This window comes from Streptomyces sp. NPDC026500 (assembly GCF_055567635.1).
The window spans coordinates 506,521-521,408 of record NZ_JBVHQB010000005.1 but is presented as its reverse complement, the minus strand read 5'-3'; the positions used below and the strand labels follow the sequence as shown (position 1 = coordinate 521,408).

Here is a 14,888-nt window from a genome sequence, read left to right as displayed (position 1 = left end):
TCGATCAGGTCGTCGCCGAGGAGGACGGCGAAGGGCTCGTGGCCGACGTGCGGGGCGGCGCACAGGACGGCGTGACCGAGTCCCTTGGGGTCGCCCTGGCGCACGTAGTGCATGGTCGCGAGGTCGCTGGACTCCTGGACCTTGGCGAGCCGGTCGGCGTCGCCCTTCTTCTGAAGGGCGGACTCCAGCTCGTAGTTGCGGTCGAAGTGGTCCTCCAGGGGCCGCTTGTTGCGGCCCGTGATCATCAGGACGTCGTCGAGACCCGCCGAGGCGGCCTCTTCGACCACGTACTGGATCGCCGGCTTGTCGACGACCGGCAGCATCTCCTTGGGCGTGGCCTTGGTGGCCGGCAGGAACCGGGTGCCGAGGCCGGCCGCGGGGATGACAGCCTTACTGATCCTGGGGTGCGATGCCATGCTGCTTCTCGGTCTCTCTCGTTGAACGGGTGAGTGGCCCGGCACAGGTCCGGGCCACTCACGGTCAGGCGTACGTCGGCGGGGTCACGCGTCGATGAGACCGTGCTGCTCGCCAGAACGCTGCGCCACGATGTGCGCACGCACGATATCGCCGTTCGGCGCCGGGGCCGGGGTCCGCTCGTTCAGCGGCACGACGGCCGGCTCGGGCTTCTGGTCCAGGTACAGCCTGCGCACGACACGCTCGGCGGCGTTGCCGTCGTCGAACTGCACGAAGCGCTCGCGGAACGCGGCGCGCAGCTCGGCGGCCCGCTCGCCGTTCCAGGCGCCGGAGCGGAAGACCTCGATCAGTTCGTCCTCGTTCGTCGCACGCGCGCCCGGCGTCTCGCCCGGGTTCCCGGAGAGGATGTCGAAGTACACGCCGCGGGCCCGGCTGTAGACCTCCCAGTCATCCGCGTACGTGATGATGGGACGGTCCAGGCAGGCGTAGTCGAACATGATCGACGAGTAGTCGGTGATGAGGGCGTCGGCCGCCAGGCAGAGGTCCTCGACCACCGGGTAGGTCGACACGTCCTTGATCAGGCCGCGCTCCTGCAGCGCCTGGAGCTGTGGGTCGGCGCCGTAGAAGTAGTGGGTGCGCACCAGGACCACATGGTCGGGGCCCAGTTCACGGCAGAAGCGCTCCAGGTCGATCCGCGGGACGTACCCGGTCTGGTAGTCGCGCACCGTGGGGCAGTACAGGATGGCGGTCTTGCCCTCGGGGATGCCGAGTTCGGTGCGGATGCGCTGGACGTCCTCGGCGGTGGAGCGGAAGTACACGTCGTTGCGGGGGTAGCCGTACTCGATGGCCTCGAAGGCGCAGGGGTAGACGCGCTCCCAGATCTCCGTGGAGTGCTGGTTGGACGTCAGGCTCAGGTCCCAGCGGTCGGCCCGCTCGAGCATCTTGCCGAAGCTCATGTTCTTGGCGGCCGCGGGGAAGCGCTGCTGGTCGATGCCCATCTGCTTCAGCGGTGTGCCGTGGTGCGTCTGGAGGTGGATCTGCCCCGGGCGCTTGACGAACTCGTTCGGGAAGTTGACGTTGTTGATGAGGTACTTGGCGCGCGCCATGACCTCCCAGTAGCGGGGGGAATTCGCCACCACGTAGTCCACGCCGGCGGGGATGTTCTCCTCGTCGCCACGGCGCACGACCCACACGCCGTGGATGTTCGGGGCGAGTTCCTTGGCCTTGTAGTAGATGGCCGCGGGGCTGCAGGCGACTCCGCGGTTCCAGTAGGCCGCGTAGACCGCGAGGTTCTCGTCGATCGGGCGGCGCTTGTGCAGGCGGTAGAGCCTGTTGTACGCCGTCTTGCCGAGTTTCGTCTTAGCCTTCGTGACCCGCTTGATGGCCTTCTGGCGGGTGGAGGACGCGATCGTCATCGCGGCGTACGCGGAGTACGAACCGCGGGCCAGGAGGTCGAACTTCACGCCCATGGTGCCTTCGGGAACCGTGAAGTTCTTCGGCTTGTAGCGCTTGTACTGCTCGGCGGCCAGCTTGAAGAACGGCGCCCGGTCCTGCGGGACGATGCGGTCCTCGCGGGCCAGGGTGAACAGGAAGTGGCTGGCCATGCGCTCGAACAGGAGGGCCCGTACAGGCTCCAGGTGCGGACGCTCGTCGAGGAAGTCGAAGAGGCGGGCGTACTGCTCGAAAATGCCGAAATGCTTGCGACCGGGCGTGCGCATGGAATTGCCCTGGCGGCGCTGGCGGTATTCCACGCAGACGTGGTCGAGGGCGGCGATACGGTCGGCCGTCAGCATGGTCTTGTAGACCATGAGGGCGTCTTCGTAGATGCCGTCGGTGAAGGTGAAACCGTTGCCGACGTAGAAGTCCCGGCGGTACGCCCGGTTCCACACCACGGCGAACATGTTCAGGTACTCGGGGCGCTCCAGCGCCGTGAAGACGTCGGTGCCGGCGGCGGAGAGCATTTCTCCGGCGGCGCTCGCCTGAACCCGGTTGTTCCAGTACGTACGGACGTGGTTCAGGAGGAGGATCTGCGGGTCACCGGTGACCTCGAGCCGCTCCGCGATGGCCTGGAGCGCGCCTTCGCCGAGGGTGTCGTCACTGTCCAGGAAGAGGATGTACTCACCGCGCGACTTCAGCGCGCCCGCGTCGCGCGCCTTTCCGATCCCCTGGTTCTCCGTGAAATGCACGGGAACGACACGGCTGTCGATCTGTGCGTATTCATCGAGTATTCGACCGCACGAGTCCGGGGAGTAGTCGTCCACGGCGACGATCTCGAAATCGGTGAACGACTGCTCGAGAATGGAGTCCAGGCAGGCTCGCAGGTACCCCTGTACCTTGTAAACGGGTACGACAACGCTTATTTTGGGCGAAGCGTTACCATTCGGCACAGGCATACTCAGGGCTCCTGGGATCGCAGATCAAACTCATCTGCGCCTCGCATTCCGGTCGCTTCGGACCGCGGCGGGACGCAGGGGGCACGGCGCTAGGTTAACGTAGCCGGAACCCTAGCGTACGCTCTGGTATGGCCAAGGCTGCCGGAGTGTGGCGTGGTTCATCCCGCTCGTCCGGCCTCGATGCGTGGCTTCCGTGTCCTATGGAGTCCACGGTCCGCCCTCCGCGCCCGTCGTTCCCGCTCGGGTCCCGCTTCCCGGCTCCTGGCCGGTACTTCTCCTCGGCGTTCCCGTCCCGTCAGGCCTGTGTCCTTGTAGTGGACGCCGGCGGTGGGGGAGGGCGTATCCGGCCTCTGTCGGCTTCTGTTCGACGACGTTGCCGGTGTTCCGGTCCACGCTCGTGATGCAAGTGTTGCCGTTCTGTCAGGCGGAGCCGCTCGTGACGGCAGGCCGAGGTGGCTCCCGCCGCCGGCGAAGCCCTGGAAGGTGTCCGCGTAACCGGGCCGGAGATCGGCGGACGGGGTCACATCGGCGGGCGCGGTCCCGCCGCTCGGGCTTTGGGCGCGGCGATCATCTGCCGCGGTATTTGACGGATGCCGGAAATGGCGACGAGTTCATGAGCCAAGGGCGAGAGATGGAGAAGTCGAGGAATTCCGCCCTGCTGTCGGCTGCGGAACTCTTCCCAATTCTCCTCATTGCCGCTTCGGATGTTGTCAAATATTCTTGACGTCACGTTTTCATGCTTCCGCTGCGGGGGCGGACTTCGTCGTGTATTCCAGGTCCTCGCCCACTGGTTCGACCGATGACGAACCGTCCGCCTGCCGGACCGCTGGGCGCCTTGGCGGCATCTTCGCGTAGATTTCGGGCAGGGCAGCCGAGGCGAGGGGGCGGACAGCAAGGTGACCATGGCAAGGCAAGTTGTGGCGCAGGCCCAAAGGATCATCGTCAAGGTGGGTTCCTCCTCCCTGACCACCGCCTCCGGCGGCCTCGACGCGGACCGGGTCGACGCTCTCGTGGACGTCCTCGCCAAGGCGCGCAGCGGAGGCGAGAAGGAGATCGTCCTGGTCTCCTCCGGGGCCATCGCCGCCGGCCTCGCCCCGCTCGGACTGCGCCGCCGTCCCAAGGACCTCGCCCGCCAGCAGGCCGCCGCCAGTGTCGGCCAGGGCCTTCTGATGGCCCGCTACACGGCCTCCTTCGCCCGTTACGGCATCCGCGTCGGACAGGTGCTCCTCACCTCCGACGACACCAGCAGGCGCGCCCACCACCGCAACGCCTCACGCACCCTGGACAAGCTCCTCGCGATGGGCGCCCTGCCGGTCGTCAACGAGAACGACACGGTGGCCACGGACGAGATCCGCTTCGGCGACAACGACCGGCTCGCCGCCCTCGTCGCCCATCTCGTACGCGCGGATCTGCTCGTCCTGCTCTCCGACGTGGACGGGGTCTACGACGGCGACCCCAGCAAGCCCGGCACCTCGCGGATCGCGCAGGTGCGGGAGCCCTCGGACCTCGCCGGCATCGACATCGGCAGCTCGGGCAAGGCCGGCGTCGGCACCGGCGGCATGGTCACCAAGATCGAGGCGGCCAGGATCGCCGCCGCGGCCGGCATCCCGGTGGTGCTGACCAGCACGGTCCACGCCGCCGACGCCTTCGCGGGCCGCGACACCGGCACCTTCTTCCACGCCACCGGCAAGCGCTCCGCCGACCGCCTGCTGTGGCTCCAGCACGCCTCCACCCCGCAGGGCGCTATCACCCTGGACGACGGCGCCGTGCGCGCGGTCGTCCAGCGGCGCACGTCGCTGCTGCCCGCGGGCATCGCGGCCGTCGAGGGCGAGTTCACCGCGGGCGACCCGGTCGAGCTGCGCGACAGCACGGGCCGGGCCGTCGCGCGAGGGCTGGTGAACTTCGACGCCAAGGAGATCCCCCAGCTGATCGGCCGCTCCACCCGGGAGCTGGCACGCGAGCTGGGCCCCGCGTACGAGCGCGAGGTCGTGCACCGCGACGACCTCGTCCTCCTGAACCCGTAGGCCCCACATTCGTGAGACATGCGTCCCACCGTCCGGACGCGTGTACGCCCGTCACGAAGGCCTCATCCGCCCGACATCGCACCCGGCGCCCCAGGGGCATCGCTGAAACGGCTGTCCACTACACCCGTAAACGGCCGATTCCCCCGCCCCCACCGGGGGACGTTCCGTAAAACCGCCACACGGCGGCTTCTCACCTGCTCAACTTTGTGGCAGGGAGAGTCCGGGATTCGGTACGACCATCGGGTAAAGGAGGCCGTCGTGAGACGAGTGCGCCCTGGGGCGGCGGCGTCCCGCGGTGGTCCCGCCTCCCGTGCGATGGGCGAGGAGCGGGCCCTGACCAGTGTCGCGGCCGGCGACACCTACGAGGGCGAGCAGCCGGCCGACCAGCCCCGGCTGTGGCACGTCACGCTGAGCGTGTCGGGCGGCGAGGCCCCGCTGACCGAGGTGAGGCGCGGTCTCGAACAGCTCGCCCACGACCACCCGTTCCTGCTGACCAGCCGGTACGCCAACGACCACGCGGAGATCCGCTACTGGGAGGAGGCCCGCGACCTGCACGACGCTGCGGCCGTCGCACTGCGCCTGTGGGGCGAGCACCGCCAGACCGCCAAACTCCCGCCCTGGGAGATCGTCGGCCTGGAGGTCATCGACCGCGAGACCTACCACCAGCGGATCGCCGAGGGGTACGGACCACTGCCCGCGACACCCGTCGGAGTTCACCCCTTTTGAGCCTGTCTCGCCGTGTGGGACAACCGCTGGACGGGCCCGCCCGGCCCACTACCCTTCCCTCATGACCACGCTCTCGCCGTACGACTCCATGTCCCCGGTGGCCCAGGCCGCCTATCGCGCGAAGTCCGCCGCCGCCGACCTGGCGCCTCTGCCGCGGGCCGAGAAGGACGACGCGCTGCTCGCGATCGCGGACGCGCTGGAAGTCCGTACGAGCGAAATCGTCGCCGCCAACGCCAAGGACATCGCGAAGGCCCGCGAGGCCGGGACCAGCGAGAGTGTCATCGACCGGCTCACGCTCACCCCCGAGCGCGTGCGCGCGATCGCCTCCGACGTCCGTGACGTCGTGGCGCTGCCCGACCCGGTCGGCGAGGTCGTCCGCGGCTCGACCCTCCCGAACGGCATCGACCTGCGCCAGGTCCGCGTCCCCCTCGGCGTCGTCGGCATCATCTACGAGGCCCGCCCGAACGTGACCGTCGACGCGGCCGCCCTGTGCCTGAAGTCCGGCAACGCGGTCCTGCTGCGCGGCTCGTCCTCCGCCTACGAGTCGAACACGGCCCTCGTCAGGGTCCTGCGCGACGCCGTGGGCGGCGCCGGACTGCCCGCCGACGCCGTCCAGCTCGTACCCGGCGAGGGCCGCGAATCGGTCCGTGAACTGATGCGCGCCCGCGGCCTGGTCGACGTCCTCATCCCGCGCGGCGGCGCGTCCCTGATCCGCACGGTCGTCCAGGAGTCCATCGTCCCGGTCATCGAGACCGGCACCGGGAACTGCCATGTGTACGTCGACGCCCAGGCGGACCTCGACATGGCCGTCGACATCCTGATCAACTCCAAGGCCCAGCGGCCCAGCGTCTGCAACGCGGCCGAGACCCTCCTCGTCCACCAGGACATCGCCGCCGAGTTCCTGCCGCGCGCCCTGGACGCCCTCGCGGACGCCGGGGTCACCGTGCACGCCGACGAGCGTGTCCTCGCCTACGCCAAGGACTCCAGGGCCACCGTCGTGGAGGCCACGGCGGAGGACTGGGACACCGAGTACCTGTCCTACGACATCGCGGCGGGCGTCGTGGACTCGCTCGACAAGGCCGTGTCCCACATCCGGCTGTGGAGTTCCGGCCACACCGAGGCCATCGTGACCACCTCGCAGCAGGCCGCCCGCCGCTTCACCCAACTGGTCGATTCCACGACGGTCGCGGTGAACGCCTCGACCCGTTTCACCGACGGCGGCCAGTTCGGCTTCGGCGCCGAGATCGGCATCTCCACGCAGAAGCTCCACGCGCGGGGTCCGATGGGGCTGCCGGAGCTGACGAGCACGAAGTACATCGTCACGGGCGACGGCCACATCCGCCGCTGAGACGTCGGCATCACTGAGGGCGCGCGCAGGGTGTACGGGGGCACGCTGCCGGGCGCCGGGGCGTACGGCGGACGGTTCACGGCCCGCGATCCGCTGAGGCGCGGTCTCGTCAGCAGATGAATTTCCGTACCGTCTGCCCAAATTGACCCCCCAGGTCTACTCTGGATCCGTGCCGGAGGACGTGGGGGGCACGCCGTTCCCTGACGGCTGGGAGCCCAACGACGACCACGACCGCGGGGGCGCGGACGAAGAGTTCGCCTCCGTGGTCTTCGACGAGGACTTCGTACGGGCGGCGGTGATCCACGAGCCGACCGCCGTGGAGAGGCTGCTCGCGGCAGCCCAGGCTCGCGCGGAGGCCTCCGAGGCCGAGGCGCGCCGGGCGCACGCCCGTGCCCGTAGCGACGACGAGCGCTACGAGGACGGCTTCGGCCCCGACGGTCACGGCGACTTCTCCCACGATCCCGACCCGGACGATCCGGACGACACCGAGATCCTGGAAGGCCGCTACGGCGTACCGGGGATGTACGGCCGGCCCTACGGGAAGCAGACCCGCTGGCACCGCCCGGTTGCCTGGATCCTCGCCCTCGTCATGGGTATCGGCATGGTCGCCCTCGCCTTCACCGCGGTCTACCGGGGCGCATCCTCCGGGAGCCAGGACCAGGTCCCCTCGCCCGCCTCCTCAGGCCTCGAACAGGGCCGGGAGAAAGTCACCGGCACGGGCCCCTCCGCCTCCGCCGACTATTCCCAGCCGGCGGTGTCGGCGGTGCCGCGAACGCCCTGAGGTCCCTCTCCCCGGTGAGGCACGGACGTTCCCTCACACAGCGTGACCGTCCTGGTGGGAACCTGTCAGAACTTGTCGCGTACCACAGCGTTTACCAGAGCTCCCGGAGACCTACTCTGAATGTATGGGCGGGCCTGGAGACCCACCTGAGGGGACACCCGAGGGTGCTCCCGCTGGTGGAGAGGACGAGTACCGATCCGTCGTCTTCGACGAGTCGTTCGTCCGCGCTGCCCGCCTCCAGGAGTTCTCCGCCCAGGAACGCATGGCCGACCACAGCCCGGCCGTACGCCGCCGCCCGCCCCTTCAACGCGGACTGTCCCGGCAGGCACTGATACTCGTCCTGCTGATAGCCATCGCCTTCGGCACCGCGATCTACATGGGTGTACGCCACCCGTACCAGACCCCCGCCACCCGGCCGGCCGAACCGCTGCGGATGACCGTGATCCCCTTGGCCCCGCAGACCGCCGTGCCCGGCTCTTCGAGCACCGGCCGGCTGTACGCAGACAGCCCGGCCGCCCAGTTCCGCACCGGTGCCGACGGCATCACGTTCCCCGCCGTCCGGCGCACCGCGCACTTCTCCGACAGCCAGGTCGTCACCGCGCTGACCACCGCCAAGGACTACCTCGTCGAGTCGTCCCTCGACCCGAGCGTGCTGACCGGAGGCGCCACCCGGCCCGTGCGGATCCTGCTCGACCCTCGGCAGCTCGACCAGTTCGACCAGAGCTTCGACCGCCCGACCGCCGACGGACGGCACGCCCCGACCGGCTGGCTGGTCCGCTTCGACGCGACCCGGGCGCAGCTCGCCGACAAGGGGATCCGGGTGCAGGGCACCCTCCAGGCCGCCGAGTTCGACGCGAACACCCTGGAGGTCGTCGCCGACCACACCTTCGTCTACGCGCTGAAGCCGACCGGCGCGAACGCCCAGGCCAAGGCCTCCCTGTTCACCGTCCGGCGTGAGCTGACCTTCCGCTTCGACCGCGACGACCTGCGCATGCACCAGGCCGAACTGGCGGTGTCCTACGTCCAGGCCGGCCCGCTCGCCTGCTCCGACGACTCGGTGAGCAGGCTCCGTCCGCTGCTCGCGGGCGAGACGGCCAAGGCGGGCGGCCCCGCCGACACCGACCCGTACGCCACCGGCAGCGCGACCGCGCTGTGCGGTTCGCTGGCCAAGAGCGCGCAGCCGAAGCTGTAGCCGGACCGCCGGACGGGCCGGGCCGCCGGACGGCGCCGCGGGGTCGGGGCGGCGGTACCCGGCGGGGCGATCAGTCCCTGCCGTCGGCGTCCTCGTCGTCGGAGCGGCCCTCACGCGGCGGCTGCTCGGCACCGGCTTCCGTGGCGTCCGTGGCGTTCCCGGTGTCCTTGGGCGCGCCGCTCGCGAAGCCCCCGAAGCCGCGCCGTACCCGGCCCCCGAGGTCGCCCGCGCCGCCCGCGATGTCGCTGACCAGCTTCATCAGCGGATCCTTGGAGTTCTTCATGTCGCTGGCGTAGCTGGCAGCCGACTGCCGGAACGAGTCCGACACCGAGGTGTCCTTGTCCGCGTCGCGCCGCGGGTAGTGGCCGTCCATGATCCGCTGGTAGTCGCGGGACTCCGCCCACTTCTTCAGCTCGGCCGCGCGGACCGCGGTGAAGGGGTGCGTGCGCGGCAGCACATTGAGGATCTTGAGCACGGAGTCCCGCAGGTCGCCCGCCGACTCGTACTCCTCGGCCTGTTCGAGGAACGCGTCCACGTTCATCTCGTGCAGATGATTGCCGCCCGCGATCTTCATCAGGCCGCGCATCGAGGCCCGCAGGTCTTGGCCGACCAGGAGCCCGGCACGGTCCGCGGACAGCTCCGACTTGCGGAACCACTCGCGCAGTGCGGTCACGATCGCCATGATCGCGAGGTTCCCCAGCGGGATCCAGGCGACCCGGACCGCGAGGTTGGTGAGGAACAGCAGGATCGTGCGGTAGACGGCGTGACCGGACAGCGCGTGGCCGGCCTCGTGGCCGATGACCGCCCGCATCTCCTCCTCGTCCAGCAGCTCGACGAGCCCGGTCGTCACCACGATGATCGGATCGTCCAGGCCGATGCACATCGCGTTCGGCTGCGGGTCCTGGTTCACGTACATCGGCGGGACCTTCTCCAGGTCCAGGATGTAACAGGCGTCCCGCAGCATGTCGTTGAGGTGCGCGAACTGGGCGTCCGAGACGCGCACCGAGTCGGACAGGAAGAGCAGCCGCAGGCTGCGCTCGGGCAGCAGGCCGCTCAGCGCCTTGAAGACCGTGTCGAAGCCGCTGAGCTTGCGCAGGGCCACCAGAGCCGAGCGGTCCGCCGGGTGTTCGTACGCCCGCGAGGAGATCCCCGCGAAGCGCCTGCGCTGCCTGCTCGGCACCTTCTCGTGCCCGTTCTGGTCGTGGCCGTCGTCGGACATGTGTTCCCCCATGTGCGTCTGAGTGCCCTATGTGCCCCCAAGGCAGAGCCCAGCCTAGGCGGAGATACCGTTGACGGGCAGTACAGAGAAGGAGTCGTACGACATGGAGCACATCCCCGCGGCCGCATGGCTCACGGAAGCCGCCGACGCGGCAGGCAAGCAGGGTCCGGGCGATCTGCTCCGCGTCGTGCTGATCGTCATGATCATCGGCGTGGTCCTGACCGCCTGGTTCCTGCTGCGCGGCTACAAGCGCGACGACTGAGCCGTCGGCGCCGGCGGTCGGGTGAGGCAGGGCGAAGGCGTCGGCCGGAGCGGTCGCCGCAACCGGCGTCCCCAACGGCGGAGTCGGCGTGTTCACGGCCGAGGCGCCCGCATACGATGGGCCGACGTCTTCATCCCGCGTCCCCACTCTCGACTTCGCGCGAGCGGGGGACCCCCATCGGATAGGTCCTGCCGAGATGAGCTTCCAGCACACCGCCGCACAGTTGGTCACCGTCGCCGCCGAGGGCGAGAACGGCGGCAACCACGAAAGCCTCAGCCCGTACCTGACCGGCGGCGGGGCCCTGTTCATCCTGCTTCTGCTGCTGTGGATCACCACGCGCTTCAACCGCGACCGCTGAGCCCCCACAGGGCCCGCTCGGGGCCCCTGTCGGCCGGAGCCCGTCGGCCGGGCCGGTAGGGTCTGCACGCATGGGAGAGCAGGACATGCCTACCGGTCCGGCGAGTGACACGGAGAGCGGCGCCGTCGGCGGCGCCACGGGCAGCGCGAGCGGCACGGCCGGCGGTACGGCGAAGCGTCTGACGACCGGCCCCGGCAACGGCCCCTCGAATCCGGGCAAGCGCCGGCTCGGTGTCATGGGCGGCACCTTCGACCCGATCCACCACGGACACCTGGTCGCGGCGAGCGAGGTCGCCGCGCAGTTCCACCTCGACGAGGTGGTGTTCGTGCCGACCGGGCAGCCGTGGCAGAAGACCGACCGCAGGGTCACCCCGGCCGAGGACCGCTATCTGATGACGGTCATCGCGACCGCCGAGAACCCGCAGTTCTCGGTCAGCCGGATCGACATCGACCGCGGCGGCCCGACCTACACGACGGACACGCTGCGCGACCTGCGCGCGCTCAACCCGGACGCGGACCTCTTCTTCATCACCGGCGCCGACGCGCTCGGCCAGATCCTCACCTGGCGCTACACGGAAGAACTGTTCTCCCTTGCGCATTTCATCGGGGTCACCCGGCCCGGTCACACCCTGACCGACCCGGGACTCCCGGAGGGCGGTGTCTCGCTCGTCGAGGTTCCCGCGCTCGCCATCTCGTCCACAGACTGCCGTGCGAGAGTCGCCAAGGGCGACCCCGTCTGGTACCTGGTGCCGGACGGTGTGGTGCGCTACATCGACAAGCGTGAGCTGTACCGCGGCCAGTGAGCCGAGAGGGGCACCCGGTGAACGACCGATACGACGGATACGCGGGCGGCGACCCGTACGAGCTCGTCGGCTACGACGAGTTCGGGCAGCCTGTGTACCGACAGGTCCCGCAGCAGCCTGCCCAGGGGTACGACGGCTACGGCGCCCAGCAGCAGGGCTACGGCTACGACCCCTATGCGACGGGCCGTCAGGAACCTGTCCAGCCCTACGACACAGGCCGGCAACCGCCCGTGTCGCCCTATGACACCGGACAGCACGAAACGGTGTCGCCCTATGACACCGGACAGCACGAAACCGTGTCGCCCTATGACACCGGCCGGCAGCCGTCCGTCCCTTCCTTCGACCCGTTCGGCACCGGTGCGCCCCGAGCCGGCGGGACCGGGACCACCTCGACGCCGTACGACCCCTACGGGCGGACCGCCGACACGGCGGGCAACGCGAGCACCGGCCGGCAGCCCCGGGCCGCCGAGCAGACCGCTTACATCCCCCAGCAGGCCGGGCCGCAGCAGGCCCGACCGCAGGCGCAGGACGGGCCGGCGAAGGACGGCGCTCCCCGGGCCGACCGGGACTACCGCACCGAGCAGTTCGCCTTCGTCGAGGAGCAGGAAGCCGAGTCCGAGGACGTCATCGACTGGCTGAAGTTCACCGAGAACCGCACCGAGCGCCGCGAGGAGGCCAAGCGCCGCGCCCGCAGCCGGGTCGTGTCCCTGGTCGTGGTCGTCGCCCTGGTCGCGGTCGGCGGCGCGGGCTACCTCTGGTACGCGGGCAAGCTGCCCGGCACCGCCTCGCACGCCAAGCCGGGGACCACGCCGGCCGTCACCGCGCAGAAGCGCGACGTGATCGTCGTCCACCTGCACAACACCAAGGGCGGCGGCACCTCCACGGCCCTGCTGGTCGACAACGCCACCACCGAGCAGGGCACCACCGTCCTGCTGCCCAACTCCCTCGCCCTGACGGACGACGACGGATCGACGACCACGCTCGCCAAATCCGTCGACGGCGACGGCTCGTCCGGGACGCGGGACGCGCTCGACACCGTGCTCGGTACGAACATCCAGGGCACCTGGCGGCTCGACACCCCCTACCTGAACAACCTTGTCGAGCTCGTCGGCAACATCGAGGTCACCACCAACACCGAGGTGCCGGACCCCGACGCCAAGAAGAAGAGCGACCCCCCGCTCGTCAAGAAGGGCACGGACCAGACCCTCAGCGGCAAGATGGCCGTCGCCTATGCCACCTACCGGGCTTCCGGCGAGGCCCAGAACGCGCAGCTGGAGCGGTTCGGACAGGTCATGCAGGGAGTGATGCGCAAGCTGTCCTCGGACAAGCAGGCCGCGACCACCACCGTGCAGACGCTGGCCCAGATCCTCGACCCGTCCCTGACCGACCAGGACCTCGGCGCCTTCCTCGCCAAGCTCGCCGACCTCGCCAAGGGCGGCGACTACAAGACCGCGCTGCTGCCCGTGCAGCAGGACGGCACACTGAGCGCGAGCGGCTCCAGCAGCGTGATCAAGGACGTCCTGGGCGGTACGGCGAAGAGCCCCGACGCCGGCTCCGCGGTCCGCGTCGGCATCGAGAACGCCACCGGCGTCAAGGCGGCCACCAACCAGGCCCGTATCGTCCTGGTCAACGGCGGCTACACGTTCCTGGACTCCGGTACCGCCGGTGCCGCCCGGAGCGTGTCGCAGATCACCTACGGCGATCCCGCCAAGAAGGCCGACGCCGTCGAGGTCGCCAAGACCCTGGGTCTGCCCACCAGCACGGTGAAGAAGGGCACGGTCACCAGCAGCGCGGACGTGTCCGTCGTTCTCGGCCAGGACTACAAGGTCAGCAGCGGTTCGAAGGGGTGACCGGCATCACGCCCCGGGGTCACCCGGGGCGTGGCCGGAGAAACGCGTGGGGTGTCCTCGGCGGTCCGTGAGACCCTTGAGTCATAACTGACCGCCGACGGAAAGCCGCGTAGTGACCGCCACGGACCGCTCCATCGAGCTCATCAACACCGCCGCACAGGCGGCCGCAGACAAGCTCGCGCACGACATCATCGCCTACGACGTCAGCGATGTTCTCTCCATCACCGACGCCTTCCTGCTGGCGTCCGCGCCCAACGACCGCCAGGTCAAGTCGATCGTCGACGAGATCGAGGAGCGCCTGAACAAGGAGCTCGGCATCAAGCCGGTGCGCCGCGAGGGCGACCGCGAGGCTCGCTGGGTGCTGCTCGACTACATCGACATCGTCGTGCACGTCCAGCACAGCGAGGAGCGCGTCTTCTACGCCCTGGAGCGGCTGTGGAAGGACTGCCCGGAGCTGGACCTGCCGGACGAGGCCAAGGCGACCCGCGGCAAGGGCGCCGAGCACGCCAAGTTCCAGGCCGAGGAGGACTCCGCCGACATGGGGGAGCTGCGGTGAGCGCCGAGGCCCGGAAGACGGCGGGCGCGAAGGGCGAGCGGAAGCCGGGCAGGGGCCGTCGCGTCATCCTGTGGCGGCACGGCCAGACCTCCTGGAACGTGGACCGCCGCTTCCAGGGCTCGACGGATGTCGAGCTGACCGAGACGGGCGTCGGGCAGGCCCGGCGCGCCGCCCGGCTGCTCGCCTCGCTGAGGCCCGACGCCATCGTCGCGTCGGACCTCCAGCGCGCCGCCGCCACGGCCGCCGAGCTGGCCGAGCTCACCGGCCTGGACGTCACCCACGACGAGGGCCTGCGCGAGACCTACGCGGGCGTCTGGCAGGGGCTGACGCACGAGGAGATCATCGCCCGCCACGGCGAGGAGTACGCCGCGTGGAAGCGCGGCGAGCCGGTGCGCCGCGGCGGGGGCGAGCTGGAGACCGAGGTCGCCGACCGCGCCGCCCCCGTGGTGCTGCGGCACGCGGAGAAGCTCCCCGACGACGGCACCCTCGTCGTCGTCAGCCACGGCGGCACGATCCGCACCACCATCGGCCGTCTGCTCGGCCTGGAGTCCCAGCACTGGGAGAGCCTCGGTGGCCTGTCCAACTGCTGCTGGTCCGTCCTCGGCGAGGGCGCCCGCGGCTGGCGGCTCCTGGAGCACAACGCCGGCACACTGCCGGAGCCGGTGCTCGGCGACGACGACTGAGCGGCGCCGGGCGGCCTTCCGTCCGGTCGCGCGGGCCCGGCGGGACCGGATTTCACTTTCCGGCTGGTCGCAGGCTAAAGTTCTTCTTGTTCGGCCCGCAGGGCGGGAAGAACGCAAGGGGCTATAGCTCAGTTGGTAGAGCGCCTGCATGGCATGCAGGAGGTCAGGAGTTCAATTCTCCTTAGCTCCACAAACCGACTCTCTGTCGAGTTGTCGGACATTGCTGAAGAAAGATCCCGTTCCCGTCAGGGAGCGGGATCTTTCGTTGTTCATCCCCGAG

General features: G+C 69.7%; 14 protein-coding genes and 1 tRNA gene. 12 read left to right on the top strand and 3 right to left on the bottom strand.

The genetic code is table 11. From position 1 onward, the window contains the following. On the bottom strand, nt 1-416 hold a 416-nt coding region (locus ACZ4N5_RS12930; protein WP_467757109.1), incomplete at its 3' end, for a UTP--glucose-1-phosphate uridylyltransferase. Nucleotides 417-500: 84 nt separating this feature from the next. Further along, the gene (locus ACZ4N5_RS12925) at nt 501-2,807 is read right to left on the bottom strand and encodes a bifunctional glycosyltransferase/CDP-glycerol:glycerophosphate glycerophosphotransferase (RefSeq protein ID WP_467757108.1); all 2,307 of its coding nucleotides are present in this window, start codon (nt 2,805-2,807) and stop codon (nt 501-503) included. A gap of 902 nt (nt 2,808-3,709) precedes the next feature. Here ACZ4N5_RS12925 and proB point away from each other — a divergent pair. From proB to ACZ4N5_RS12900, 5 genes are all read left to right on the top strand, one after another. Further along, complete coding sequence (gene proB, locus ACZ4N5_RS12920; protein ID WP_467757107.1) at nt 3,710-4,831, top strand: glutamate 5-kinase; 1,122 nt, start codon at nt 3,710-3,712, stop codon at nt 4,829-4,831. A 267-nt stretch (nt 4,832-5,098) separates the two neighbouring features. Further along, nucleotides 5,099-5,557, top strand: a complete 459-nt coding sequence (locus tag ACZ4N5_RS12915) for a hypothetical protein (protein WP_401328087.1) — start codon at nt 5,099-5,101, stop codon at nt 5,555-5,557. Nucleotides 5,558-5,618: 61 nt separating this feature from the next. Then, on the top strand, nt 5,619-6,905 hold the full coding sequence (locus tag ACZ4N5_RS12910; RefSeq protein ID WP_467757106.1) for a glutamate-5-semialdehyde dehydrogenase: 1,287 nt from the start codon (nt 5,619-5,621) through the stop codon (nt 6,903-6,905). Nucleotides 6,906-7,074: 169 nt separating this feature from the next. Beyond that, nucleotides 7,075-7,686: an SCO2584 family spore wall biosynthesis protein gene (locus ACZ4N5_RS12905; RefSeq protein ID WP_467757105.1), complete on the top strand. Its 612-nt coding sequence runs from the start codon at nt 7,075-7,077 to the stop codon at nt 7,684-7,686. 124 nt (nt 7,687-7,810) lie between these two features. Beyond that, nucleotides 7,811-8,878: an SCO2583 family membrane protein gene (locus ACZ4N5_RS12900; protein WP_467757104.1), complete on the top strand. Its 1,068-nt coding sequence runs from the start codon at nt 7,811-7,813 to the stop codon at nt 8,876-8,878. Between the two features lie 70 nt (nt 8,879-8,948). Here the strand turns inward: ACZ4N5_RS12900 and ACZ4N5_RS12895 are convergent, their stop codons facing one another. After that, complete coding sequence (locus tag ACZ4N5_RS12895) at nt 8,949-10,097, bottom strand: M48 family metallopeptidase (RefSeq protein ID WP_467757103.1); 1,149 nt, start codon at nt 10,095-10,097, stop codon at nt 8,949-8,951. A 70-nt stretch (nt 10,098-10,167) separates the two neighbouring features. On the opposite strand from ACZ4N5_RS12895, the gene ACZ4N5_RS12890 reads away from it, so the two are divergent. The 7 genes from ACZ4N5_RS12890 (at nt 10,168) to ACZ4N5_RS12860 (ending at nt 14,798) form a co-directional block, all read left to right on the top strand. After that, the gene (locus tag ACZ4N5_RS12890) at nt 10,168-10,359 is read left to right on the top strand and encodes a hypothetical protein (protein ID WP_467757141.1); all 192 of its coding nucleotides are present in this window, start codon (nt 10,168-10,170) and stop codon (nt 10,357-10,359) included. A 196-nt stretch (nt 10,360-10,555) separates the two neighbouring features. Continuing rightward, nucleotides 10,556-10,717 carry a hypothetical protein gene (locus tag ACZ4N5_RS12885; RefSeq protein ID WP_261702681.1) on the top strand — a complete coding sequence of 54 codons (162 nt, stop codon included), beginning with the start codon at nt 10,556-10,558 and terminating at the stop codon, nt 10,715-10,717. A 70-nt stretch (nt 10,718-10,787) separates the two neighbouring features. Further along, nucleotides 10,788-11,519 (top strand): nicotinate-nucleotide adenylyltransferase, encoded by a 732-nt coding sequence (gene nadD / locus ACZ4N5_RS12880; protein WP_467757102.1) that lies wholly within the window; start codon nt 10,788-10,790, stop codon nt 11,517-11,519. Nucleotides 11,520-11,536: 17 nt separating this feature from the next. Then, nucleotides 11,537-13,369 (top strand): LCP family protein, encoded by a 1,833-nt coding sequence (locus ACZ4N5_RS12875; RefSeq protein ID WP_467757101.1) that lies wholly within the window; start codon nt 11,537-11,539, stop codon nt 13,367-13,369. 112 nt (nt 13,370-13,481) lie between these two features. Further along, the gene (rsfS, locus tag ACZ4N5_RS12870) at nt 13,482-13,925 is read left to right on the top strand and encodes a ribosome silencing factor (protein WP_467757100.1); all 444 of its coding nucleotides are present in this window, start codon (nt 13,482-13,484) and stop codon (nt 13,923-13,925) included. Beyond that, nucleotides 13,922-14,608, top strand: coding sequence for a histidine phosphatase family protein (locus tag ACZ4N5_RS12865; RefSeq protein ID WP_467757099.1), 687 nt, complete (start codon nt 13,922-13,924; stop codon nt 14,606-14,608). Before rsfS ends, ACZ4N5_RS12865 begins: the two co-directional genes overlap by 4 nt. Before the next feature lie 117 nt (nt 14,609-14,725). Further along, nucleotides 14,726-14,798: transfer RNA gene (locus ACZ4N5_RS12860), tRNA-Ala, on the top strand. Nucleotides 14,799-14,888 lie beyond the last annotated feature (90 nt).

Bases quoted from the DNA above. Each gene is read 5' to 3' on its own strand.
- ACZ4N5_RS12885 (WP_261702681.1), top strand. From the start codon at position 10,556: ATGAGCTTCCAGCACACCGCCGCACAGTTGGTCACCGTCGCCGCCGAG.
- ACZ4N5_RS12900 (WP_467757104.1), top strand. From the start codon at position 7,811: ATGGGCGGGCCTGGAGACCCACCTGAGGGGACACCCGAGGGTGCTCCC.
- nadD (WP_467757102.1), top strand. From the start codon at position 10,788: ATGGGAGAGCAGGACATGCCTACCGGTCCGGCGAGTGACACGGAGAGC.
- ACZ4N5_RS12925 (WP_467757108.1), bottom strand. From the start codon at position 2,807: ATGCCTGTGCCGAATGGTAACGCTTCGCCCAAAATAAGCGTTGTCGTA.
- ACZ4N5_RS12895 (WP_467757103.1), bottom strand. From the start codon at position 10,097: ATGTCCGACGACGGCCACGACCAGAACGGGCACGAGAAGGTGCCGAGC.
- proB (WP_467757107.1), top strand. From the start codon at position 3,710: ATGGCAAGGCAAGTTGTGGCGCAGGCCCAAAGGATCATCGTCAAGGTG.
- ACZ4N5_RS12910 (WP_467757106.1), top strand. From the start codon at position 5,619: ATGACCACGCTCTCGCCGTACGACTCCATGTCCCCGGTGGCCCAGGCC.